The following is a 24370-nucleotide window of genomic DNA, read 5'->3' as shown; positions in this document are numbered from 1 at the left end:
TAGTGGATCTTTAGCATTAGATGTAGCATTAGGTGTAGGTGGTTTTCCAAGAGGAAGAATTATTGAAGTATACGGACCTGAAAGTTCAGGTAAAACAACAGTAGCTTTGCATGCTGTCGCAGAGGTTCAAAAACAAGGCGGAATAGCTGCCTTTATTGATGCTGAGAACGCTTTGGATCCAAAATATGCCGCTGCACTTGGTGTAGATATTGACGAATTGTTATTATCTCAACCGGACACAGGTGAACAAGGATTAGAAATTGCAGATGCGCTAGTTTCCAGTGGAGCAGTAGATATCGTCGTAATCGATTCAGTGGCTGCATTAGTACCACGTGCAGAAATTGAAGGAGAAATGGGAGACTCTCATGTAGGTTTACAAGCTCGTTTGATGTCTCAAGCTTTACGTAAATTATCTGGCTCAATTAATAAAACAAAAACAATTGCTTTATTCATCAACCAAATTCGTGAAAAAGTTGGAGTTATGTTTGGTAACCCAGAAATCACACCGGGTGGTCGTGCATTAAAGTTTTATGCTACCATTCGTCTAGAAGTTAGAAGAGCTGAGCAAATCAAACAAGGTACCGAAATTATGGGTAACCGTACAAAAATTAAAGTTGTTAAAAACAAAGTTGCTCCTCCTTTTAGAATAGCTGAAGTAGATATCATGTATGGAGAAGGTATATCTCAAGTTGGAGAACTGGTAGATATGGGTTCTGATAAAGACATTATTGATAAATCGGGTGCATGGTACTCTTATAATGGAGAACGGATTGGTCAAGGACGAGAAAACGTTAAAAAATTCTTTAAAGAAAATCCTGAATTAAGAGCCGAAGTTGAGAAAAAAGTTCGTGCTGCATATGGTTTTGGAGAACCTGGCGCGGAAGATCAAGAAACTGAAAAACCTGAAACAGATCTATTAGAAGATTAAAGTAAAGAAATAATGCAAGATAAAACCAATGAGCTTTATGCTTGTTGGTTTTTTAATACTATTTTTCTGAAATTGAATGAAAAAGGGTCGTGGACGATTCGTTCTGACCTAATGAAAGTTTATGAAAGGGCTACAAAACCATTATTTAAGTTGACATGTCTCGCTACTACAATTAAAATTGAATTATCTATTACTTTACAATTAGATAGCGGGTAGGTTTTATTGGTATAAAGCTATTCATAATCTACCAAATAATGGATAAATATTAAATGACAAATTAAATAGATGATACGGAGGTGGAAGAATGGATTTTAAAAGTATTGCCTTCGCTATCGTTACTTTAGTTGTCGGTCTTATTGTTGGATATCTCGTCCGCAAGGCAAACCACGAAAAAGAACTAGCTGGTGCTAGAAACACTGCAACTGGAATATTGGAGGAAGCAAAAAGAGAAGCAGAAACCATGAAAAAGGAAGCGATGTTAGAAGCGAAGGATGAAAGCCACAAATACCGAACTGAAATTGAAGCAGAGCTGAAAGAGAGAAGAAATGAAGTTCTAAGACAAGAAAATCGTTTGTTACAACGCGAAGATAACATTGATCGCAAAAACGAAAGCTTAGAAAAGCGTGAACAAACTCTTGAAGCTAATGAAGCAAAATTAAGTTCTAGACAGCTACATGTTGACGATTTAGAGAAGAAAGCCATTCAATTGGTGGAACAACAAGAAAGTGAATTAGAACGAGTAGCAGCATTATCACGAGAAGAAGCCAAACAATTGATTTTACAAGAAACAGAAAATGAATTGTCTCATGAAGTTGCTGTGATGGTAAAAGATTCTGAACAACAAGCAAAAACTGAAGCAGATCGTAAAGCTAAAAACTTAATTGCTTTGGCCATTCAACGTTCTGCAGCTGATCAAGTTTCGGAAACAACCGTTTCTGTGGTCACATTGCCTAATGATGAAATGAAAGGGCGTATCATAGGTCGTGAAGGGCGTAATATTAGAGCTCTAGAAACCTTGACTGGTATGGATCTAATTATTGATGATACACCAGAAGCAGTTGTACTTAGTGGATTTGATCCAATTCGTCGTGAAATTGCTCGAATGACTCTTGAAAAATTAATCCAAGATGGACGGATTCATCCAGCTCGAATTGAAGAGATGGTCGAAAAATCACGTAAGGAAATGGATGAAAGAATCAGAGAAATTGGGGAACAAGCTACTTTTGATGTTGGCGTACATTCGTTACATCCAGACTTGATTAAAATTTTAGGACGCCTAAAATTCAGAACAAGTTACGGTCAAAACGTTTTAAGCCATTCAATTGAAGTTGCGAAATTAGCGGGTGTAATGGCTGCTGAACTTGGCGAAGATGTCACATTAGCTAAACGAGCAGGTTTATTACATGATATCGGTAAAGCACTAGATCATGAAGTTGAAGGATCGCATGTTGAAATTGGTGCAGAAATTGCAATGAAGTATAAAGAGAATGAAACAGTTGTGAACTCAATTGCCTCACATCATGGAGACGTAGAAGCAACATCTGTCATTTCTGTTTTAGTCGCTTCAGCTGATGCCATATCTGCGGCACGTCCAGGAGCAAGAAGCGAATCGCTTGAAAACTATATTCATCGCCTTGAAAAATTAGAAAGTATTTCTAACGATTTCGAAGGGGTTGAACAAAGTTTTGCAATACAAGCAGGTCGCGAAATCCGGATTATGGTCAAACCTGAAAAACTTGATGATTTAGGTGCAAGCAAGTTAGCACGCGATGTTAGAAAACGCATTGAAAGTGAATTGGATTATCCAGGACACATTAAGATAACCGTTATACGTGAAATAAGAACAATCGAATATGCTAAATAACTAAGCTAAACTAGCCGATATGAGTCGATGATGAATCTGACTCGTATCGGTTTTTCTATTGAATTTTAAAAAATGAAGAGGTCAGCTTTTATTTCGGTCCATTTATTGTTAAAATGTAGAGGATGAAAAAGAGAAGAGGCATAAATGAATGAAATTATTATTTATTGGAGATGTTGTAGGTTCGATGGGCCGCGAAATGGTTCATGATTATTTACCTAAACTGAAAAAAATGTATAAACCGCAAGTAACGATTTTAAATGGTGAAAATGCCGCTGCAGGTCGTGGGATTACAGAAAAAATTTATAAAGGTTTCTTACAAGATGGCGTTGATATCGTAACAATGGGAAATCATACATGGGATAACCGAGATATTTTTGAATTTATAGATGATGCTAAAAAAATGATTCGTCCGGCTAATTATCCCGAAGGTACACCCGGAAAAGGGATTTCCTATATTAAAGTTAATCAACTTGAATTGGCGGTAATAAACTTACATGGGCGTGTTTTCATGATGGATGTTGACGATCCGTTCAGAAAAGCGGATGAATTAGTAGAAGAAGCCTTGCAACGAACACCTTTAATTTTTGTAGATTTTCATGCAGAAACAACAAGTGAGAAACAATCGATGGGCTGGTATTTAGATGGGAGAGTCTCTGCAGTAGTTGGGACACATACTCATGTACAAACAAATGATGCGCGTATTTTACCAAATGGTACGGCTTATTTAACAGATGCTGGAATGACTGGTCCTTATGATGGAGCGTTAGGTATGGACCGCGATGCAGTGTTAAGAAAATTTTTAACTCAAATGCCAACACGTTTTGAAGTGCCTAAAGAAGGTCGGAAAATTTTATCCGGTTGTTTTATTGATATTGATGACATCACAGGTGAAGCTAAAAAAATTGAGAATATTGTGATTAATGATGATCGTCCATTTAATGGTGGGTTTGAGTAAGTCAATCCAACTAAAAAGTACTGAACAATAAATAAGCAAAAAGGGGCGAAAAACATGCCGCAAAAAACGAAACAAACGCCTATGATGGAACAGTATCTAGGGATAAAAGCAAATTACCCAGATGCTTTTTTATTTTACCGCTTGGGAGATTTTTATGAGCTGTTTAATGAAGATGCTATTAAAGCCTCACAACTTTTAGAAGTTACTTTAACAAGTCGCAATCGTAATGCAGATGAACCAATTCCGATGTGTGGTGTGCCTTATCATGCAGCCAAAGGGTATATTGATAGTTTAATTGAAAAAGGGTACAAAGTAGCTATTTGTGAGCAAGTTGAGGATCCAAAAACAGCAAAAGGTATGGTGAAAAGGGAAGTTGTTCAGCTAATTACGCCTGGAACAGCGATGGACACCAAGTCAATGGATGCCAAAACAAATAATTATTTAGCGGCTGTAATGAGCACAAATACAAATCACTATTATTTAGCATACGCTGACTTAAGTACAGGAGAATTGAAAACGACGAAGTTAAACTCGTTAGAATCAGTAATGAGTGAACTGATGAGTTTGAGAACGAAAGAAGTTGTTTTTAAAGAAGCCAATGATATAGAGCTACAGGAAGAATTGAAAACAAAATTAGGCATTATGGTGTCCACTCAAAAAGAACTTATTGAAAGTGCAGAGTTTTCGTATTTAACAAATGAGATAGAAAATACTGAATTAATCGATATTGTAAAATTACTGTTGTCTTATTTATATGTTACTCAAAAAAGAAATCTAGGTCATCTTCAAAAAGTAGGCGTCTACTCTCCAACCAATCATTTAAAAATGGACCATTATTCCAAACATAACTTAGAGTTGGTTTCTTCGATTCGGACTGGTCAAAAAAAAGGAACCTTATTGTGGTTGTTAGATGAAACTAAAACGGCAATGGGAGGCAGACTTCTAAAGCAATGGATTGACCGACCTCTTATTCAAGAAAAGCAAATCACGATGAGACAAAATAGTGTTGAGAGTCTTATCAATCATTTCTTTGAACGAACGGATTTAAATGAAGCCCTGACTAGAGTATACGATCTAGAAAGATTAGCTGGTAGAGTAGCATTCGGGAACGTTAATGGACGTGATTTAATTCAACTGCAAACCTCTTTGCGCCAGATTCCTCAATTAATTGAAATTATACAATTAATGAATAAAGGTGAGTGGGATCAATTTATTGCTGAATTAGATCAAGTTCCGGAGGTAGTTGACTTAATTAATCAAGCGATAGATGAAGATGCTCCACTTTCGATAAAAGATGGTGGAGTCATTAAAGATGGGTTTAACGAACAATTGGATGTCTACCGTGATGCAATGCGAAATGGTAAAAAGTGGATTGCTCAGTTAGAAGCAGAAGAAAAAGCTGCAACAGGTATTAAAAATCTAAAAATCGGATACAATCGTATTTTTGGTTATTATATAGAAATCACTAAAGCAAATCTTGCTAATTTACCTGAAGGACGTTATGAACGCAAGCAAACATTAGCGAATGCTGAACGTTTTATTACGCCAGCTTTAAAAGAAAAAGAAATCTTAATACTGGAAGCTGAAGAAAAATCGATGCTTCTAGAGTATACCTTATTTACTGAAGTGCGAGAAACAATCAAACAGTACATTGAGCGATTACAAAATTTAGCAAAAACTGTAGCGGCTATTGATGTATTGCAGAGTTTTGCAACTATAAGCGAAAAATACCACTATACTCGTCCGGTAATGACAGCCAATAGTCAAGAAATCAGTTTGATTGAGGGACGTCACCCAGTTGTCGAAAAAGTTTTAGGGCAACAAACGTATGTGCCAAACAGTGTAGAAATGGGTAAAGAAAATGAAATTCTACTGATTACAGGACCGAATATGTCTGGTAAAAGTACCTACATGAGGCAATTAGCTTTAACCGTTATTATGGCTCAGATGGGTTGCTTTGTTCCTGCTGATCAAGCGAAAATGCCGATATTTGATCAAATATTTACACGTATTGGTGCGGCGGATGATTTGATTGCGGGCCAAAGTACGTTTATGGTTGAAATGATGGAAGCTAACGAGGCTCTGCGGTATGCTTCTAAAAACAGCTTGATTCTATTTGATGAAATTGGCCGTGGTACAGCAACCTATGATGGTATGGCATTAGCCGAAGCAATTATTGAACACATTCATGAAAAAGTTCATGCAAAAACGTTGTTTTCAACACATTATCATGAATTAACGGTTTTGGATGAACGATTGCCTCGTTTAACGAATGTCCATGTTGGGGCGGTAGAAGAAGAAGGAGAGTTAGTCTTTTTACACAAAATGCTTCCTGGTCCTGCAGATAAAAGTTATGGGATACAAGTGGCAAAGCTAGCTGGACTTCCAGATGAATTGCTGTCACGTGCAACGGTTATATTAGAGCAATTGGAGCAAAAAGAAGAAGTTATCTTAAATCATTCACCTCAAATAGAATTGGCTGAAGAAGTTCAAATGCCAATTAAGGCTAATCAAAAGAAAAAAAATGACATGATTGATGAGGGGCAACTTTCTTTATTCGGATTGCTTGAAGATTCTGAAGCTGAAGTCGTTAAAGCGGTTCGGAAAATGAATTTATTGACGATGACGCCTTTAGAAGCGTTGAACTGCATTAGTGAATGGCAACAAAAATTGAATTGATTTTAGTTTGTGGAGAGGAATGGGATAGATGGCAAAAATTCAAGAACTTTCAGATGTATTAGCCAATCAAATTGCAGCTGGAGAAGTAATTGAACGACCTGCTTCAGTAGTAAAAGAACTAATTGAAAATGCCATTGACGCAGAAAGTAGCCAGATTGACATTCTTATCGAAGAAGCGGGATTAAAAAAAATACAAATCATTGATAACGGAATAGGTATAGAACCAGAAGAAGTTCAAAATGCATTTAAGCGCCACGCAACTAGTAAAATCTATTCTCGGGATGATCTTTTTCGAATCCGTACACTAGGCTTTCGTGGGGAAGCCTTGCCGAGTATTGCTTCGGTTTCAGAAGTTTCTTTAGAGACTTCAACTGGAGGAACACGCGGTACGTATCTGTCTTTAAAAGGCGGAAAAATAATTGAAGAAAAATCTAATGAAGCAAGAAAAGGCAGCAAAATTACCGTAGAAAATCTTTTTTTTAATACACCCGCCCGCTTAAAATATGTAAAAAGTTTGCAAACAGAATTATCGAATGTGACAGATATTGTAAATCGATTGGCTATCAGTCATCCTAGAATTGCTTTTCGTTTAATTAATGATGGCAATCAGCTGTTAAGAACAGCGGGAAACGGCGATTTAAAACAGACTTTAGCTGGTATCTATGGAGTAGCTGCAGCCAAAAAAATGAGAGAAATAAATAAAGAAGATTTGGATTTTAGAGTATCTGGGTTCATATCTTTACCAGAGCTTACGAGAGCCAGTCGAAATTATATTTCTATTATTATTAATGGGCGCTACATTAAAAATTATTTGCTAAATAAAGCTATTATTGCAGGGTATCGTTCTAAATTAATGGTTGGACGCTTCCCAATGGTTGCTATTGAAATTGAGATGGATCCTTTGTTGGTGGATGTAAACGTTCATCCAACCAAACAAGAAGTTCGGATTAGTAAAGAAAAAGAACTGATGCAGCTGATTGAGTTGGCTATACAGGATTGTTTAAGTAAGGAACAATTAATTCCAGATGCATTAGAAAACTTGTCATTTAAAAAGAAAATAAACAGGCCTATAGAACAGAATGAACAAATAACTTTTGAATTTCAACAAGAAACAAACATAGAAAATAAAAGTGAAGAAAATGAAGAAACTGAAAGTACTCATTTAGCTAGAGAATCTTATTATTCGCATCGTCAAAGTACTCCTTTTGAAAAAGAAAGTAACTATGTGGATGAAGTAGAGCCCTTTTTCTTGAAAGAAAAAGAGCGAGAATCACTTATTAGTGGTGTACCGGAAGAAGAGGCTAGTGACGTTCCTATTGAAACGGTGAGCGAATTAGTGGATTACCATCAAGAATCACCTTTAAAAACAGCCGATAAATTAATGAAAAAACATGCGAAAGTTAAAGAATCCATAGGGCAGTTTCCAACATTAGAATATGTTGGGCAAATGCATGGGACCTATTTGTTTGCGCAAAATGAAACAGGTTTGTATATTTTAGATCAGCATGCTGCTCAGGAACGAATAAAATATGAATACTTCCGGAAAAAAATTGGTGAAGTGAGTACTGATTTGCAAGACTTATTAGTGCCAATCATGTTGGATTACCCGAACAGTGATGCTATTAAAATCAAAGAGAATAATGATGCGTTAGAAATGGTCGGTATTTTCTTAGAACCCTTTGGTCAGAATAGCTTTTTGCTAAGAAGCCATCCAGTCTGGTTCAACCAAGGTGAAGAAGAAACGATTGTAAGAGAAATGATTGATTTACTATTGGATCATGGAAGTGTAAGTGTCGCTAAATTTAGAGAAGCAACAGCAATCATGATGAGCTGCAAAGGTTCAATTAAAGCAAATCACTATCTGAATGATGCAGAAGCAAGAGCGTTGCTGAGGGACTTGAAGAAGACAGAAAATCCTTATAACTGCCCACATGGCAGACCTGTATTGATTCATTTTACCAATAAAGATATGGAGAAAATGTTCAAACGAATTCAAGATCCTCATTGAAATCGTTAATCGAATTCAATAAATTGAAGCAAAGCTCTAAAAAGTGTAAACTAAATATAGAAACAAAAAGGAGGATTTTCATGAATAGCTATGATAAAAATGAATTGAAAGCTAAATTGACAGATATTCAATTTGAAGTAACGCAAAATGAAGCTACTGAACGTCCATTTACAGGAGAATACGACGACTTTTATAAAGACGGTATTTTTGTAGATGTCGTAAGTGGAAAACCATTATTTTCTTCAAATGATAAATATGATGCTGGATGTGGTTGGCCATCTTTCACAAAACCGATAGAAGAAAAAGAAGTTATTGAAAAAATGGATACCAAATTTGGGATGAGTCGTACTGAAGTAAGAAGTTCAGAGTCAAACTCTCACTTAGGCCATGTTTTTACAGATGGTCCGCAAGACAAAGGTGGATTGCGTTACTGTATCAATTCTGCAGCTTTAAGATTCGTGCCTGTTGATAAGTTAGATGAAGAAGGGTATAGCACTTACCGCAAATTATTTGCTTAATCCATTCTGTGAAATTTAATAAGCACCCTCTAGCTGGTTAAACAGTCTAGAGGGTGCTTATGTTTTTTGTATAGGATTTTTTATAGCCTCTCCTTTTATTGGCACAAATGTGGTAGAATAAATAGCGAACAGGTGTGCCTTTTTATACCTAATAAAATGATAGAACGTGTGAATGGAGAAAATAAGATGTTTGAATATATTAAAGGAATAGTGACGTTTGTTAGTCCTGCGTATATTGTTCTTGAAAATAGCGGAATTGGGTATCAACTATTTATTGCTAATCCATTTCGATTTTCAAGCAAATTAAACGCGGAAGCAACGATTTATGTCCATCAAGCGGTTCGAGAAGATGCGATTACATTATATGGTTTCAAGGATTACACTGAAAAGCAATTGTACTTAAAGCTGCTTAGCGTTTCAGGAATAGGTCCAAAAAGTGGTTTAGCTATTTTAGCAAATGATGATCATCAAGGTTTAGTGCAAGCAATTGAAAACGAAGATGCTGCGTATTTAACTAAGTTTCCAGGAGTAGGTAAAAAGACTGCTTCTCAAATTGTACTAGATTTAAAAGGGAAGTTAGCTGATTTATCGCTTACTCAAGCCGAAAGTACGACTGACTATCAACAAGAATTAGTTTTATCAACTAATTATAGCCATGTTACCGAGGCGGTTGAAGCCTTAGAAGCATTAGGCTACAGTGCCAAAGAAATCAAAAAAATTGAACCACAGATTCGTAAATTAAACAAAGAATCTACAGATGCTTATTTAAGAGAAGCTTTACGATTACTCATGAAGAAATAAGTGGGAGTAAAAAAGAAAAGTGGTGAAAAACAATGGATCCAGAAGAACGAATAATTTCCGGTGATAGCAGTACGACAGAAGAGATTTCGTTAGAAAAATCGTTACGTCCGCATTATATGGCAGAATATATCGGTCAAGAAAAAGTAAAAAGAGAATTGGCTATTTATATAGAAGCCGCGAAGAACCGGGAAGAAGCGTTAGATCATGTCTTGCTTTATGGCCCCCCTGGGTTAGGGAAAACAACGATGGCAATGGTTATTTCAAATGAAATGAATGTAGCGATTCGTACTACCAGTGGTCCTGCAATCGAAAAAGCAGGGGATCTAGTTGCTCTTTTGAATGAACTAGAAGCAGGAGACGTCCTTTTTATTGATGAGATTCACCGGATGCCAAGATTAGTGGAAGAGATGTTGTATTCGGCTATGGAAGATTATTTTGTAGATATTATTGTGGGGCAAGGACCAACAGCACACCCAGTTCATTTTCCTTTGCCGCCATTTACTCTTGTGGGCGCAACTACAAGAGCGGGACTTCTATCAGCACCCCTACGTGACCGGTTTGGTATCGTGTCACATATGGAGTATTATACTGTAGAAGAATTGAGTGATATTGTTTTGCGTTCTGCAGATATCTTTAATACTGAAATAATCGAATCAGGAGCAATTGAAATTGCCAGACGTTCTAGAGGAACTCCTCGTGTCGCCAATCGTTTATTAAAACGTGTAAGAGATTATGCACAAGTACAGTCTAATGGTGTGATTAAAAAAGAAATAGCAGATGAGGCATTAGCTATGTTGCGAATTGACCAAGAAGGTTTAGACTTTGTTGATCAAAAATTATTAAAAACGATGATTGAAAACTATAATGGTGGTCCGGTTGGATTGTCTACTATTGCTGCTAATATTGGTGAAGAAATTGAAACAATAGAAGATATGGTTGAACCTTTTTTACTGCAAGCTGGCTTCCTTCAACGGACACCGCGTGGAAGAATCGTAACTCATTTGGGCTACACTCATTTAGGTTACCCTATTACTTATACAGATTAGGAGTATGGATATGTTAACAACAAAAGATTTTGATTTTGATTTGCCAGAAGAATTGATTGCTCAAACGCCTTTAGAAAATCGCTCAAGTTCAAAACTATTAATTTTGGATAAAGAAACCGGTAAAGTTGAAGATAAACACTTCACGGACATTCTTGATGAACTTCATGAAGGTGACGCACTAGTTATGAATGATACACGTGTATTGCCTGCAAGGTTGCATGGCATAAAAACAGAAACAGGCGCACACATTGAAATCTTGTTATTGAAAAATACTGAAAACGACCGATGGGAAACGCTAGTTAAACCTGCTAAAAAAGCAACGGTAGGAAACGTTATTTCTTTTGGTGATGGTAGACTGACAGCAACAGTAAAAGAAGAATTGACCCACGGTGGAAGAATTATTGATTTCTCTTATGAAGGAATTTTCTTAGAAGTGTTAGAATCTTTAGGTGAAATGCCACTTCCTCCTTATATCAAAGAAAGATTGGAAGACAGCGAACGTTATCAAACAGTGTACGCGAAAGAAAATGGCTCTGCAGCTGCTCCTACAGCAGGGTTACACTTCACACAAGAGCTATTAGAACAAATCAAAGCAAAAGGCGTACAGCTCGTATTTTTGACCTTGCATGTAGGTCTGGGTACGTTTAGACCCGTTAGCGTTGATTCAATTGAAGATCATGAAATGCATTCAGAATTTTATCGCCTGACAGAAGAATCTGCAGCAGCTTTAACGGCTGTTCAAAAGAACGGTGGGAAAATTGTTGCAGTGGGGACAACTTCCATTCGTACGCTAGAAACAATTGGTACAAAATTTAATGGTGAGTTGAAAGCCGATAGTGGCTGGACAGATATTTTCATTTCTCCGGGCTACAAATTTAAAGTTGTCGATGCTTTTTCAACTAACTTTCATTTACCAAAATCAACATTAGTGATGTTAGTCAGTGCTTTTGCAGGAAGAGAACATGTTTTGGCCGCTTATCAGCATGCCGTTGATGAAAAGTATCGTTTCTTTAGCTTTGGAGATGCGATGTTTGTCAAATAAATAAAATAAAAAAATAGAAGTTGGCTTTTAGGCCAACTTCTATTGGTTTTTAGAGAGGATAGGAGTGAATTAGCGAATTGTTAAATGAATCTTTTTTTGTTTGAACTTCTTTTAAAAACGACATACAGGTTCTTTACTACTTTTTTAAAACTGTCTTTAAATTATCTTTAAACTCTTTAAATGGTACTCAGTTACTAATTTTAAAATAATCTTTCTATTAAACTAATGGGACAGTGAATCAGGTAACGCAAAACAGAATGTTGATTTTACATGTTTTTTCTGAATCTAAACACCAAAGAAATTCGACTAATTCACTTCTATAAGCGTCTCTCTATCCACTTATAATATACCACATTAAGAAAGCGGTTACCAATTATGTGTCTTGGAAATCTAAAAAGAGTTTGTTTTCTAAAAATAGTGTGATAAACTATTATATTGAGTGAGCACGTACTTGTTTTAAGAGTAGGTTTAATTTGGAGGTCAAAGTAATTGGCAAACGTAAACACAGAAGCATTAACGAATACTCAACAACGTATTATTGATGCAGCATTAGATATCGTTTCACATGTAGGCTATAAAAGTACAACAACTAAAATGATTGCACAAAAGGCTGAAGTTAATGAAACAACTATTTTTAAAAATTTTCAATCCAAACAGGTTTTGATAGATACGGCATTTAAGCAACATACAACACAAATTACTAAAGAAGTGGATGAATTTTTTTCTCAGACCTTTAATAATACAACTGATTTAATGAAAGAGTCAGGCCGTTTTATGGCAAATATTTTCGATAAACATCGACAAATTGTGATTGGTACAATTAAAGAGGTTGGAAACGAACAAACAAAAACGATTTTTACGTATAAACAAGAGTATATTCAGCAACAGCTTTGTACTAAATTAAAAGAATTTTCAAAGGATCACTCATTAACGGACCAACAGTATGAGACAATTATTTTTATTTTTAACAGTGCAATTATGAATCTTTTAGTTGATAAAGCGAGAAGAGAATATTCGGATGATGAACAAGCTATGACGATTCATTTGGATGATGTAATTGAGTTGATATTAAAAACATTGAATTGATTTGTTGATCATGATTTAGAGATAAGTTAAATATATGGGTAACCTTAATTGGATGAAAGTAGGAATAGAAATATGGCAGAACCAGCAATTAAATATCGCTTAATTAAAAAAGAAAAACATACAGGTGCAAGACTTGGAGAAATTATCACGCCACATGGGACATTTCAAACGCCTATGTTTATGCCAGTTGGAACATTAGCAACTGTTAAGAGTATCGCTCCTGAAGAACTAGAATCAATGGGTGCAAGCATTATTTTAAGTAACACGTATCATTTATGGTTACGCCCAGGGGAAGATATTGTTGAAGAAGCTGGTGGACTGCATAAGTTCATGAACTGGGATAAAGGAATTTTAACTGATTCAGGTGGATTTCAAGTGTTCTCATTAAGTGATTTGCGCAGAATAGAAGAAGAAGGTGTCCATTTTAGAAATCATTTAAATGGTTCTAAGATGTTTTTGTCACCTGAAAAAGCCATTAACATTCAAAATAAATTAGGTCCAGATATTATGATGAGTTTTGATGAGTGCCCGCCTTTTGACGAAAGTTTTGATTATGTTAAAAAATCAGTTGAACGCACAAGTCGTTGGGCTGAGCGAGGATTAAATGCTCATGCAAAACCGAATAGCCAAGGGTTATTTGGTATTATTCAAGGAGCTGGGTTTAAAGAACTTCGTCAGCAAAGTGCTCGTGATTTAATATCAATGGATTTTCCAGGGTATTCAATTGGAGGATTATCGGTTGGGGAACCAAAAGAAAGTATGAATAGAGTATTAGAATACACTACACCGCTTATTCCAGATGATAAACCGCGTTATTTGATGGGCGTAGGAACTGCCGATTCATTGATTGATGGTGTCATGAGAGGAGTCGATATGTTTGATTGCGTATTGCCTACTCGTATTGCTCGTAATGGGACATGTATGACGAGTAAAGGTCGAGTAGTGATTAAAAATGCACAATACGAACGCGATTTTGGGCCTTTAGATGACAAATGTGATTGCTACACTTGTCGAAATTATACGAGAGCATATATTCGTCATTTGATAAAAGCGGATGAAACATTCGGCTTACGTTTGACTAGTTACCATAATTTGTATTTCTTATTAAATGTAATGAAAAATGTAAGACAAGCTATTATGGATGATAATCTATTGGAATATAGAGAGAGCTTTTTTGAAGAATATGGTTATAATAAACCAAATGCTCGGAATTTCTAAAATTTTTATAAGAAACTTTATTTAAGAGATAGTAAAAAGGCGTCATGTTTGGTAAAGTAAGGAATGAAAAGTGATTTAAAAGAAGAATGGAGTGAAATGATGGAATTAATTCTTAATTTTTTACCTTTTATTGCGATTATGGCTTTGATGTACTTTATGATGATTCGTCCGCAAAAAAAGGCAGCTACAAAAACACAAGATATGCTTAATGCTATGAAAAAAGGTGACGCTATCGTTACAATTGGTGGATTACATGGAGTAATTGATGAAGTGAATACTACTAATAATACTATCGTAATTGATTGTGATGGAATCTTTTTAACATTTGAAAAGAAAGCTATTGCACGTGTAGTAACTAGTGGTGTTTCAACTCCTGTAGAAGATCTTGGTACAAATACACCGACTCATACATTAGATGAAACTACTGACGAAGAACTTTAATACTTACAATTAATAGCTTAAAAAGGATGCTATCAGAAAAACTGGCAGCATCCTTTTTAGTGCTTCATTTGTATTTTAAAATGAATTGTGTTACTTTGTTTTAAAGTTCCATTGTGCTGATGTATAAAAGAATGCAAATAGTTTAGTTTTAAATAAGGAGTGTATACTTTTGATTAATGAATCCTTTGCTTACTCCTCTAAATACGAGCCTTGGGTAAAGTTGAAAATTAGGGAGTTTAATCAGTTAGGTTATCATCAAATAAATGAAGACGATTTGTGGAAATTTGTTGTGCAATTTTGTTGGAAAAGAGCTGTTCCAGAACACTATTACCAACAAATTAATGACATTATGAAGATTACACCCAATCATTATTTAGATTATGCTGCTCTAGAAGCACAGATTTATAAAGTAACTTCACTTGATGATATGAACTTAGAAGATTTATTTTAAAAAGGGATCAGATGATTTGTTCTGATTCTTTTTTATTTTTTTATGATTGTTTGTGAATTAATTATTATAAAAAGTGATAAGTTTTTCGGTAGTGATAATAAAAAAACGCTTTTTAGAACGTTGATTTTAAAGCTTTTTAAATCTTTTTTTAATAAAGTTACAATTTATTCTTTACAATAAAAAGAAAATGAAGTATGATAATTGTGAAATTGATAACAATATTAGGAGGATTTAACATGATGGAAGTTAACGTTAAAGAAAAAAATAAAATTGATAATAAAAGTCGCTTAAACAATCAAACTAGTGTAGCTGAAGATGTGGATTTGTTAGTTAACCAAGGGAAAAAAGCATTAAGTATTTTAGAAACATTTGATCAAGAAAAAATTGATTTTATTGTTCATCAAATGGCAATGGCAGGATTGAACAAGCATATGCCATTAGCAAAAATGGCAGTAGAAGAAACAGGCAGAGGTATTTACGAAGATAAATGTATTAAAAATATGTTTGCAACAGAATCAATCTGGAACTCAATAAAAGATAATAAAACAGTAGGAATCATTAGCAGAGACAGCCAAACTAATTTAGTTGAGGTAGCCACTCCTGTAGGGGTAGTATGTGGAGTAACACCGGTTACTAATCCAACATCTACAACAATGTTTAAAGCACTTATAGCGTTGAAAACTCGTAATCCAATTATTTTCTCTTTCCATCCAAGTGCTCAAAACTGCTCAGTGGCAGCAGCTAAAGTTTTGAAAGAAGCAGCTATCCAAGCTGGAGCACCTGAAGATTGTATTCAATGGATTGAAAAACCTTCTTTAGAAGCAACAAACAGTTTGATGCAACATCCAGGAATTGCAGTTGTCTTAGCAACTGGTGGATCAGCTATGGTAAAAGCAGCTTATTCAACAGGCAAACCAGCCTTAGGCGTTGGACCAGGAAATGTTCCTAGTTATATTGAAAAATCAGCAAAAATCAAACGTGCAGTTAATGATATTATCGCTTCAAAAACATTTGATAATGGTATGATCTGTGCTTCAGAACAAGCGGTTATCGTCGATAAAGAAATTTATGAAGAAGTGAAAGAAGAATTCAAAAAACATTCTATTTATTTTGCTAAGCCAAATGAAATAGAAAAATTCGAAAAAGCAGTAATGAATGAAGCTAAAGTTGCGGTTAACCCAGCTATCGTTGGACAATCACCACATAGCATTGCTACATTAGCTGGTATCGAAATTCCAAAAGAAACGAAAATGATTGTTGTAGAATTAAACGGAGTTGGTGCTGATTATCCTTTATCTCGCGAAAAATTATCTCCAGTTCTTGCTATGTTAAAAGCAGATTCTACTAAACATGCCTTTGAATTGTCTCAACAAATGCTAGAACTAGGTGGATTAGGTCATTCAGCAGCAATTCATACTCAAAATGATGCTCTTGCAGAAAAATTTGGGGAAGAAATGAAAGCTTGTCGTATTTTAGTTAACTCACCAACAGCCCAAGGAGGAATAGGTGACTTATACAATAATATGATTCCTTCATTAACATTAGGTTGTGGTTCATACGGAAAGAACTCAATTTCTAAAAATGTTACAGCGGTTAACTTAATGAATATTAAAACAATTGCGAAACGGAGAAATAATATGCAGTGGTTTAAATTACCATCAAAAATTTATTTTGAAAAAAATTCTCTAGCTTATTTACAAGACATGGAAAATGTCGAGCGCGTGTTTCTTGTATGTGATCCAGGTATGGTAGAATTTGGCTATGCAGCTAAGGTTGTAGATGAGTTGATGAAACGGAAGAACAAAGTTCAAGTAGAAATATTCTCAGAAGTTGAACCAAATCCTTCTACTAACACAGTTAAAGCCGGAACAGAAGCAATGAACCATTTCCAACCAGATACTATTATTGCTATCGGTGGTGGTTCAGCAATGGATGCTGCAAAAGGAATGTGGTTGTTCTATGAAAAACCTGAAACAGTTTTCTTTGGAGCTAAACAAAAGTTTTTAGACATTCGTAAAAGAACCTATAAAATTCCTAATTTAAATAAAACACAATTTGTCTGCATACCAACTACTTCTGGTACAGGTTCTGAAGTAACACCATTTGCGGTTATCACAGATAGTGAAACGCATGTTAAGTACCCATTAGCTGATTATGCATTGACTCCTGATGTTGCAATCATCGATTCTCAGTTTGTAATGAGCGTACCAAAATCAGTTACAGCTGATACAGGTATGGACGTATTGACACATGCAATTGAATCTTATGTATCTGTTATGGCAAGTGATTATACTAAAGGTTTGAGTCTTCAAGCAATCAAACTTGTATTTGAATATTTACGTCCATCTTATGAATATGCAACAGAGGAATCTCGCGAAAAAATGCACAATGCATCAACTATGGCTGGAATGGCCTTTGCAAATGCATTTCTAGGAATTAATCATTCTATTGCACATAAAATTGGGGCTGCATACAATATTCCTCATGGTCGTACAAATGCTATATTGATGCCTCACGTTATTCGATACAATGCAAAAGATCCTGCAAAACATGCATTGTTTCCTAAGTATGAATATTTCCATGCACATGAAGATTATGCAGAAATAGCTCGTTTCATGGGCTTTAAAGGAAATACAACAGAAGAATTAGTGGAATCATTAGTTCAAGAAATCAATAAATTAGGTAAAGATGTTGGAATTAATATGTCTTTGAAAGATCAAGGAGTAACTTCTGAAAAATTGTATGATACAGTTGATCAGTTGGCAGAATTAGCTTTTGAAGATCAATGTACGACTGCTAATCCAAAACAACCATTAATTAGTGAATTAAAACAAATCATAATTGATGCATTTGAAGAACTAAAATAAAAAAAAAGCAGGAACCAGAACAACTATTGTTTTGGTTCCTGCTTTTTTTTTTGCGCTAAACAGATAAAAAATGGGATTAAAGTCTTGTAATAATATTATTTCAAGGTATACTTTTAATATAAGTTAGGTTCACCTTAAAAATAGTTAGGAGAAAATTATGACGCCAAATAAAGAAGATTATTTAAAAATGATTTATGAACTTGGTGGAACAACCAAAAAAGTAACAAATAAACAACTGGTTACAGGGCTTAAAGTATCAGCGGCATCTGTAAGCGAAATGGTCACTAAGTTATTGAAAGAAGGATTTGTTGAACATATTCCATATCATGGTATCCACTTAACAGATGAGGGGCTTCTAAAAGCAAGTGCATTAGTGCGGAAACATCGATTGTGGGAAGTTTTTTTAGTGAATCATTTAGGTTATGCATGGAATGAAGTTCACCAAGAAGCTGAAGTGCTAGAGCATGTTACATCTATTGAATTAACCAGATGTCTAGATAAATACTTAGATTTTCCAACGGTTTGTCCTCACGGAGGAATGATTCCAGCTGAAAAAGAGATTCTTAATGAAAAAGCGCTCCCGACTTTAGTGGACAAACAAATTTATGATGTGGTTAAAATCAAACGAGTTGCGGATGATAAAGAACTTCTTGATTATTTAGCTTCATTAGAAGTTAGCATAGGCGATGTATATAAAATAATGGATATAGGTGCTTATGAAGGGCCTATACTACTCGAATCGGATGGCAAACAGCTAGCCATTAGTTATAAAGCAGCTACTAGTATTTTTATTGATTTGGTATAGAAAGTAGGAGAAAGATGAAAACTATTAAACGCATTCTTTTTGGATTACTGTTTAGTGCATTTATTTTTTTAGCAGGTTGTTATAATTTTAGCTCGGAGCAAGATTCAGATAAATTACAAGTTGTAGCGACCACCACTATGCTAACCGATTTGTTAAGAGAAATAGGTGGAGAACATGTTCAAGTTAACGGATTAATGCCTGCAGGTGTAGATCCTCATTTATATAAAGCAAGTGCAAGAGATGTTATTTATATGCAATCTGCAGATGTAGTAGCCTACAATGGTTTAGAACTTGAAGGTAAAATGGGTGAAATATTTCAAGGACTTGAAGAACAAAATAAAACAGTTATCTCTTTAGAAAATGGTTTGAAAGAAGAAGATATTCTTGCGGCTGGAGAAAGTACTACGTCTGTTGACCCGCATATTTGGTTTGATGTTGAACTATGGCAAAAAGCAGCAATAGAAGTAGCTAAAGGCTTGAGCGCTGCGGATGTTGAAAATGCAACAAGTTACCAAGCTAACTTAGAAAGTTATTTAATTGAATTAGAAGAGTTAGATCAATATGTCACCAATCGAGTAAATGAACTACCAAAGGATGATCGTATTTTAGTGACAGCCCATGATGCTTTTAGTTACTTTGGCGAAGGATACGGCTTTAACGTTTTAGGACTTCAAGGTTTAAATACAAATGCTGAAGCTGGGACAGGCGATATCAGCCAATTAGCAAATTATATTGTAGAGAATAATATAAAAGCTATCTTTATTGAGTCTTCTGTTCCAACAAGAACAATTGAGTCTTTACAAGCAGCTACTAAAGCAAAAGGTTTTGAAGTTGAAATTGGGGGAGAACTTTATTCCGATTCTCTAGGAGATCAAGAAAATAACACAGAAACCTATATAAAAACAGTGCAATCTAATGTTGATACAATTGTCGATGCGCTAAAATAAATCAAAAGACTGGAGTGCATGGAGCATGGAGAATGAACAAATAGAAAAAACGACAGCAATACGCTTAAACCAATTAACAGTAGCTTATGAAGCACAGCCCGTTTTGTGGAATGTTTCTGTCAATATCCCTAAAGGAAGATTGACAGCTATTGTTGGACCAAATGGTGCTGGTAAATCCACCCTTATTAAATCATTAATCAATTTAATTAAACCAGTTGCTGGTGAAGTCGATTTTATTTTTGAGCAAACGAAAGATGAAAATTATGGAAATAATAAAAATTTAGTCGCGTATGTTCCTCAAAATGGGAGTGTGGATTGGGACTTTCCAACAACAGTTTTAGATGTCGTTGTGATGGGAAGATATGGTCATATAGGTTGGTTTAAAAGACCGAAAAAGAAAGATAAAGCCTTAGCAAATGAAATGTTACTAAAAGTTGGGATGGCTGATTTCAAAGATAAACAAATCAGTCAATTGTCTGGTGGACAAAGACAGCGGGTATTTTTAGCCCGTGCATTGGTTCAAGAAGCTGAAATTTACTTAATGGATGAACCTTTTCAAGGTGTAGATGCTCAAACTGAGAAAATCATTATTCAATTACTAAAAGAATTAAAAACAGAAGGAAAAACAATTGTGGTTGTTCATCATGATTTACAAACTGTTCCTGAATATTTTGATGAAGTCATTTTAATCAATCGTGAATTAATTGGAAGTGGACCGGTTGAAACGACGTTTACCAAAGAATTGATTGCTAAAACTTATCGTCAAAATCAAACAAAACCATGGGAGGAAGAATAAATGGATGTACTAAGTACTCTGTTCTTTGATTATACCTTTCAAGTAGTCGTTTTTGGTTCGAGTATCTTAGGCTTATTGAGTGGTGTCATTGGAAGTTTTGCTGTTTTACGTAAGCAAAGTTTGCTTGGAGATGCAGTAAGTCACGCAGCTCTTCCTGGAATTTGTCTGGCGTTTATACTTACTTCAAATAAACAAATGGAAATCCTTTTACTGGGAGCACTTGTTTCAGGATTACTTGCTACATGGTTGATCATGGTGATTGTTAAACACTCTAAAGTCAAATTTGATAGTGCATTAGCACTGACAACAGCCGTTTTCTTTGGTCTTGGTTTAGTATTGCTGACTTTTATTCAAAAAAGTCCAAATTCAAATCAAGCGGGTTTAGAAAAATTCATTTTTGGTCAATCGTCTACTTTGTTAGAACGAGATGTGACAATAATGTTTCTAGTGGGAATCGTGATACTAATTGTTGTCGGTATATTCTGGAAAGAATTCAAATTATTGGCTTTTGACCAGTCTTATGCTACTAGTATTGGTTTGCCAGTCTATTGGATGAACAGCCTTTTAGCGACTCTAACCGTAATTGTGATCGTGATGGGTTTACAATCAGTTGGAGTGATCTTAATGAGTTCTCTTTTGATTGGGCCGGCTGTAGCAGCCAGACAATGGACCAATCATCTATCTATCATGGTAGGATTAGCAGCATTTTTCGGATGTATTTCTGGATTAATTGGAACTGTGATCAGTTCGTTAGGTCGACAAATTCCTACAGGACCGACTATTGTATTAGTTATCAGTTCGATTGTACTAATAAGTATGCTTTTTTCTCCAAATAGAGGGATTATTTGGAAAATGATTAAAAATAATCAACGGAAAAAAGAATTTGCAAGTCAATTAAAGAAAGGCGGATAAGTATGAACCCTGTTTTTGAAATACAACTCATAGCCGTTTTAGTTTCTGTTGCTTGCGCATTACCGGGTGTTTTTCTGGTGATACGTGGGATGGCAATGATGACAGATGCCATTACTCATACAATTTTATTGGGGATTGTAGTAGCTTTCTTTATTACCCAAGATTTAAATTCGCCGTTACTGATTGTAGGTGCTGCATTTGTAGGGATTCTAACAGTTTGGTTGACTGAATTGATTCATCAAACTAAATTGTTAGATAAAGATGCATCAATTGGAATTATTTTTCCATTATTATTTAGTATCGCTATTATTCTGATTACTCGCTATGCTGGAGACGTACATTTAGACACAGATTCAGTGTTATTAGGGGAGTTAGCTTTTGCTCCTTTTGACCGTTTCATTGTATTTGGAATGGATATCGGCACCCAAGCGATGTATTCGATGTCAATTATTCTTGTTCTACTCCTTTTATTTATAGGTTTCTTCTATAAAGAACTTAAACTGACTTCATTTGACCCTTTGCTAGCAGCATCGTTAGGCTTTTCTCCTATCTTGCTACATTATGCGTTAATGTCATTAGTATCCGTTACTGCAGTAGGAGCTTTTGAAGCAGTTGGATCAATATTAGTAGTCGCGTTTATGGTAGGGCCGCCAGTTTCAGCGTATCTTTTGACCAATCGTTTAAGTTATATGCTAGGAATTAGCGCAGGATTAGGTGCATTTAATAGTTTAGTCGGCTTCCAATTGTCTATGTATTTTGATGTATCCATTGCCGGTATGATTGCGGTTGTTACTGGACTAACTTTTATGCTGATTTTCATCTTTTCTCCTAAAAAAGGATTTATCTATGAAGTGCATCGTAAAAAGCAGCAACAAAAAAGCTTGAAAAAAGCATTGGAAAACCGTTCAAACTAATTAGTTTAAGGAGTTGGGAAATTATCCAACTCCTTTTTTTAATTCAACTAGTAATCAAACATCAGATGTATAGCACTATTTAAGCAGATAGATTTAACTACAAATCTTGCTTCAGAATGTGTGTTCCCTTATAATAAAATAAAGGAGGTGGAAAAGGATGGACATTGGTGTATTAAGATTTGATGAGCCAAAAAGAGACACAACGAGGAAAATCATACACATTGACATGGACGCCTTTTTTGCCTCAGTAGAAGAACGGGAAAATCCAGATTTAAAAGGAAAACCTGTCATTATTGCACGACACCCAAAGGAAACAGGTGGAAAAGGTGTCGTCGCTACAGCAAATTATGAGGCTCGTAAATTTGGTGTTCATTCTGCAATGAGCGCTCAAAAAGCCTTTGAATTATGTCCTCATGGGAATTTTATTTCTGGTCACTATGAGTTATATCGAGAAATATCAAAACAAGTCCGTGCGATATTTGAGAGGTATACAGATATTATTGAACCTCTTTCACTAGATGAAGCCTATTTAGACGTTACTGAAAATAAAAAGAATTTAACCAGTGCCATTTATATCGCTAAACTTATTCAAAGAGATATCTGGCAAGAAGTCCGCTTAACCAGTTCTGCGGGGGTTTCTTATAACAAGTTTATTGCTAAACTCGCTTCTGATTACCATAAACCTGCCGGAATAACGGTCATTCCTCCTGATAAAGCCTTGGAATTTTTACGCGAATTACCTATTGAGAAGTTTTATGGAGTGGGAAAAAAGACGGTTGAAAAGATGCATGAATTAGGTATTTATACAGGAGAAGACTTGTATCAAAAAGATGAAATGGAACTGATTCAACGTTTTGGGAGAATGGGGTACTCTCTTTACCGCAAAGTTAGAGGAATTGATAACGCACCTGTTCAAGTCAGTCGTGAAAGGAAATCAGTTGGCAGAGAATTAACTTATGGAAAAAATCTAACAACAGAACAAGAAGTTTTAAGCGAACTGAGGTTTATTGCAAATAAGGTACAATTATCTCTTCAAAAAAATCAAAAGCATGGAAAAACAGTAGTATTAAAAGTGCGCTATTCTAATTTTGAAACAGCGACCAAACGAATAACATTGCCCAATTATGTAAAAGATGGTGAAGAAATATTTTTCCATGCTCAAAATATTTGGGATGAGATTGGAGTAATAAGCAGAGGCATACGATTATTAGGTATTACAGTAACAAACTTGGATCCAATGGCATATGAAAATATTGTCTTGCCTTTATGGGATAAAGAAATTAGGTATTAATCTTGTTGTATAACAAGACTAATTGCAATCTATTTTTCTCAACTGTATAATAAAAGCATCTACCGTTACCTTATATTTAACGCTGGAAGGGGAACAACGATATGAAAATATCTTGGCATGGACAGTCTTGTGTACGAATACAGACAGATACAGGAGTTGCTATTTTAATTGATCCTTTTATTACTGGAAATTCTAAAAGTGATTTAGATCCAGATACCGTTGAAGCAGATGTGATTTTTTTAACACATGCACATAACGATCATATTGGAGATACAGAATCCATCGCAAAACGAACGGATGCCTTGATTGTTGCTAATGCAGAAATTGCGACTTTTTTTAAAAAGAAAGGCTTGAAAACGCATGGTATGCAAATGGGTGGGAAACATCAGTTTGATTTTGGTGAAGTTAAAATGACCCCTGCTATTCATGGTTCTTCTTATGAAGTAGATGGAGAGTCTTTAACCTTAGGGCTTGCGGCTGGAATAATTTTTAGCGCAGATGGACAAACGATTTACCATGCAGGAGATACTGCTTTATTTACAGATATGAAGCTAATTGGTGCTTATAAGACAATCGATGTAGCGTTATTGCCTATTGGGGATAATTATACTATGGGACCAGAAGATGCAACTATTGCTGCAAGTTATATTCAAGCAAAAAAGGTTATTCCTATTCATTACAATACGTTTCCGTTGATTGAACAGAATGCTGAAGAGTTTTGCATGGGTTTACCTGAAGAGCAAGGTTTAGCACTGAAAGTAGGAGAGATAATTGATGTATCTTATGTGTAGTATGGAGGCA

Annotated in this window: 21 protein-coding genes; all 21 read left to right on the top strand. The window is 35.3% G+C overall.

Annotated elements, in window-relative coordinates; all coding sequences use genetic code 11:
• Nucleotides 1-928: recombinase RecA (gene recA / locus CAT7_RS06945; RefSeq protein ID WP_007723701.1), on the top strand; the 928-nt coding region annotated here is incomplete at its 5' end.
• A 304-nt stretch (nucleotides 929-1232) separates the two neighbouring features.
• Nucleotides 1233-2792 carry a ribonuclease Y gene (gene rny / locus CAT7_RS06935; RefSeq protein WP_007723695.1) on the top strand — a complete coding sequence of 520 codons (1560 nt, stop codon included), beginning with the start codon at nucleotides 1233-1235 and terminating at the stop codon, nucleotides 2790-2792.
• Nucleotides 2793-2940: 148 nt separating this feature from the next.
• The gene (locus tag CAT7_RS06930; RefSeq protein ID WP_007723692.1) at nucleotides 2941-3747 is read left to right on the top strand and encodes a TIGR00282 family metallophosphoesterase; all 807 of its coding nucleotides are present in this window, start codon (nucleotides 2941-2943) and stop codon (nucleotides 3745-3747) included.
• Between the two features lie 54 nt (nucleotides 3748-3801).
• Nucleotides 3802-6426 (top strand): DNA mismatch repair protein MutS, encoded by a 2625-nt coding sequence (gene mutS / locus CAT7_RS06925; protein WP_007723689.1) that lies wholly within the window; start codon nucleotides 3802-3804, stop codon nucleotides 6424-6426.
• Nucleotides 6427-6454: 28 nt separating this feature from the next.
• Nucleotides 6455-8434 (top strand): DNA mismatch repair endonuclease MutL, encoded by a 1980-nt coding sequence (gene mutL, locus CAT7_RS06920; protein WP_007723687.1) that lies wholly within the window; start codon nucleotides 6455-6457, stop codon nucleotides 8432-8434.
• A gap of 80 nt (nucleotides 8435-8514) precedes the next feature.
• Nucleotides 8515-8952: a peptide-methionine (R)-S-oxide reductase MsrB gene (msrB, locus tag CAT7_RS06915; protein WP_007723684.1), complete on the top strand. Its 438-nt coding sequence runs from the start codon at nucleotides 8515-8517 to the stop codon at nucleotides 8950-8952.
• Between the two features lie 186 nt (nucleotides 8953-9138).
• On the top strand, nucleotides 9139-9753 hold the full coding sequence (gene ruvA / locus CAT7_RS06910) for a Holliday junction branch migration protein RuvA (RefSeq protein WP_007723681.1): 615 nt from the start codon (nucleotides 9139-9141) through the stop codon (nucleotides 9751-9753).
• 32 nt (nucleotides 9754-9785) lie between these two features.
• The gene (ruvB, locus tag CAT7_RS06905) at nucleotides 9786-10799 is read left to right on the top strand and encodes a Holliday junction branch migration DNA helicase RuvB (RefSeq protein WP_007723665.1); all 1014 of its coding nucleotides are present in this window, start codon (nucleotides 9786-9788) and stop codon (nucleotides 10797-10799) included.
• A 10-nt stretch (nucleotides 10800-10809) separates the two neighbouring features.
• Nucleotides 10810-11841, top strand: a complete 1032-nt coding sequence (queA, locus tag CAT7_RS06900) for a tRNA preQ1(34) S-adenosylmethionine ribosyltransferase-isomerase QueA (protein WP_007723662.1) — start codon at nucleotides 10810-10812, stop codon at nucleotides 11839-11841.
• A 489-nt stretch (nucleotides 11842-12330) separates the two neighbouring features.
• Entirely contained in the window at nucleotides 12331-12927 is a 597-nt protein-coding gene (locus CAT7_RS06895) for a TetR/AcrR family transcriptional regulator (RefSeq protein ID WP_007723659.1), read from the top strand.
• Between the two features lie 72 nt (nucleotides 12928-12999).
• Nucleotides 13000-14145: a tRNA guanosine(34) transglycosylase Tgt gene (gene tgt / locus CAT7_RS06890; protein ID WP_007723657.1), complete on the top strand. Its 1146-nt coding sequence runs from the start codon at nucleotides 13000-13002 to the stop codon at nucleotides 14143-14145.
• Between the two features lie 63 nt (nucleotides 14146-14208).
• Nucleotides 14209-14586, top strand: coding sequence for a preprotein translocase subunit YajC (yajC, locus tag CAT7_RS06885; protein ID WP_007723655.1), 378 nt, complete (start codon nucleotides 14209-14211; stop codon nucleotides 14584-14586).
• Nucleotides 14587-14755: 169 nt separating this feature from the next.
• The gene (locus CAT7_RS06880) at nucleotides 14756-15037 is read left to right on the top strand and encodes a post-transcriptional regulator (protein WP_007723652.1); all 282 of its coding nucleotides are present in this window, start codon (nucleotides 14756-14758) and stop codon (nucleotides 15035-15037) included.
• Between the two features lie 194 nt (nucleotides 15038-15231).
• Nucleotides 15232-17904 carry a bifunctional acetaldehyde-CoA/alcohol dehydrogenase gene (adhE, locus tag CAT7_RS06875; protein ID WP_424650159.1) on the top strand — a complete coding sequence of 891 codons (2673 nt, stop codon included), beginning with the start codon at nucleotides 15232-15234 and terminating at the stop codon, nucleotides 17902-17904.
• A gap of 157 nt (nucleotides 17905-18061) precedes the next feature.
• Nucleotides 18062-18709: a metal-dependent transcriptional regulator gene (locus tag CAT7_RS06870; RefSeq protein WP_007723649.1), complete on the top strand. Its 648-nt coding sequence runs from the start codon at nucleotides 18062-18064 to the stop codon at nucleotides 18707-18709.
• Nucleotides 18710-18723: 14 nt separating this feature from the next.
• Entirely contained in the window at nucleotides 18724-19656 is a 933-nt protein-coding gene (locus CAT7_RS06865) for a metal ABC transporter solute-binding protein, Zn/Mn family (RefSeq protein WP_007723647.1), read from the top strand.
• Between the two features lie 25 nt (nucleotides 19657-19681).
• On the top strand, nucleotides 19682-20452 hold the full coding sequence (locus tag CAT7_RS06860; protein WP_007723646.1) for a metal ABC transporter ATP-binding protein: 771 nt from the start codon (nucleotides 19682-19684) through the stop codon (nucleotides 20450-20452).
• On the top strand, nucleotides 20453-21364 hold the full coding sequence (locus CAT7_RS06855) for a metal ABC transporter permease (RefSeq protein WP_007723644.1): 912 nt from the start codon (nucleotides 20453-20455) through the stop codon (nucleotides 21362-21364).
• 2 nt (nucleotides 21365-21366) lie between these two features.
• A complete protein-coding gene (locus tag CAT7_RS06850; protein ID WP_007723642.1) occupies nucleotides 21367-22278 on the top strand; it encodes a metal ABC transporter permease in 912 nt (303 codons plus the stop codon).
• 157 nt (nucleotides 22279-22435) lie between these two features.
• A complete protein-coding gene (dinB, locus tag CAT7_RS06845; protein ID WP_007723640.1) occupies nucleotides 22436-23569 on the top strand; it encodes a DNA polymerase IV in 1134 nt (377 codons plus the stop codon).
• A 101-nt stretch (nucleotides 23570-23670) separates the two neighbouring features.
• Complete coding sequence (locus tag CAT7_RS06840) at nucleotides 23671-24360, top strand: metal-dependent hydrolase (RefSeq protein WP_007723638.1); 690 nt, start codon at nucleotides 23671-23673, stop codon at nucleotides 24358-24360.
• Nucleotides 24361-24370: the final 10 nt, after the last annotated feature.

This window comes from Carnobacterium sp. AT7 (genome assembly GCF_000171855.1).
Taxonomy (GTDB): Bacteria; Bacillota; Bacilli; order Lactobacillales; family Carnobacteriaceae; genus Carnobacterium_B; species Carnobacterium_B jeotgali.
Note: the sequence above shows the minus strand (reverse complement) of the source record. Positions and strands in the feature narration are given on the sequence as shown.

Excerpts from the sequence above, each read along its gene's own strand:
- rny (WP_007723695.1), top strand. The coding sequence starts at position 1,233 with ATGGATTTTAAAAGTATTGCCTTCGCTATCGTTACTTTAGTTGTCGGT.
- CAT7_RS06930 (WP_007723692.1), top strand. The coding sequence starts at position 2,941 with ATGAAATTATTATTTATTGGAGATGTTGTAGGTTCGATGGGCCGCGAA.
- mutS (WP_007723689.1), top strand. The coding sequence starts at position 3,802 with ATGCCGCAAAAAACGAAACAAACGCCTATGATGGAACAGTATCTAGGG.
- mutL (WP_007723687.1), top strand. The coding sequence starts at position 6,455 with ATGGCAAAAATTCAAGAACTTTCAGATGTATTAGCCAATCAAATTGCA.
- msrB (WP_007723684.1), top strand. The coding sequence starts at position 8,515 with ATGAATAGCTATGATAAAAATGAATTGAAAGCTAAATTGACAGATATT.
- ruvA (WP_007723681.1), top strand. The coding sequence starts at position 9,139 with ATGTTTGAATATATTAAAGGAATAGTGACGTTTGTTAGTCCTGCGTAT.
- ruvB (WP_007723665.1), top strand. The coding sequence starts at position 9,786 with ATGGATCCAGAAGAACGAATAATTTCCGGTGATAGCAGTACGACAGAA.
- queA (WP_007723662.1), top strand. The coding sequence starts at position 10,810 with ATGTTAACAACAAAAGATTTTGATTTTGATTTGCCAGAAGAATTGATT.
- tgt (WP_007723657.1), top strand. The coding sequence starts at position 13,000 with ATGGCAGAACCAGCAATTAAATATCGCTTAATTAAAAAAGAAAAACAT.
- yajC (WP_007723655.1), top strand. The coding sequence starts at position 14,209 with ATGAAAAGTGATTTAAAAGAAGAATGGAGTGAAATGATGGAATTAATT.
- adhE (WP_424650159.1), top strand. The coding sequence starts at position 15,232 with ATGATAATTGTGAAATTGATAACAATATTAGGAGGATTTAACATGATG.
- CAT7_RS06870 (WP_007723649.1), top strand. The coding sequence starts at position 18,062 with ATGACGCCAAATAAAGAAGATTATTTAAAAATGATTTATGAACTTGGT.
- CAT7_RS06865 (WP_007723647.1), top strand. The coding sequence starts at position 18,724 with ATGAAAACTATTAAACGCATTCTTTTTGGATTACTGTTTAGTGCATTT.
- CAT7_RS06860 (WP_007723646.1), top strand. The coding sequence starts at position 19,682 with ATGGAGAATGAACAAATAGAAAAAACGACAGCAATACGCTTAAACCAA.
- CAT7_RS06855 (WP_007723644.1), top strand. The coding sequence starts at position 20,453 with ATGGATGTACTAAGTACTCTGTTCTTTGATTATACCTTTCAAGTAGTC.
- CAT7_RS06850 (WP_007723642.1), top strand. The coding sequence starts at position 21,367 with ATGAACCCTGTTTTTGAAATACAACTCATAGCCGTTTTAGTTTCTGTT.
- dinB (WP_007723640.1), top strand. The coding sequence starts at position 22,436 with ATGGACATTGGTGTATTAAGATTTGATGAGCCAAAAAGAGACACAACG.
- CAT7_RS06840 (WP_007723638.1), top strand. The coding sequence starts at position 23,671 with ATGAAAATATCTTGGCATGGACAGTCTTGTGTACGAATACAGACAGAT.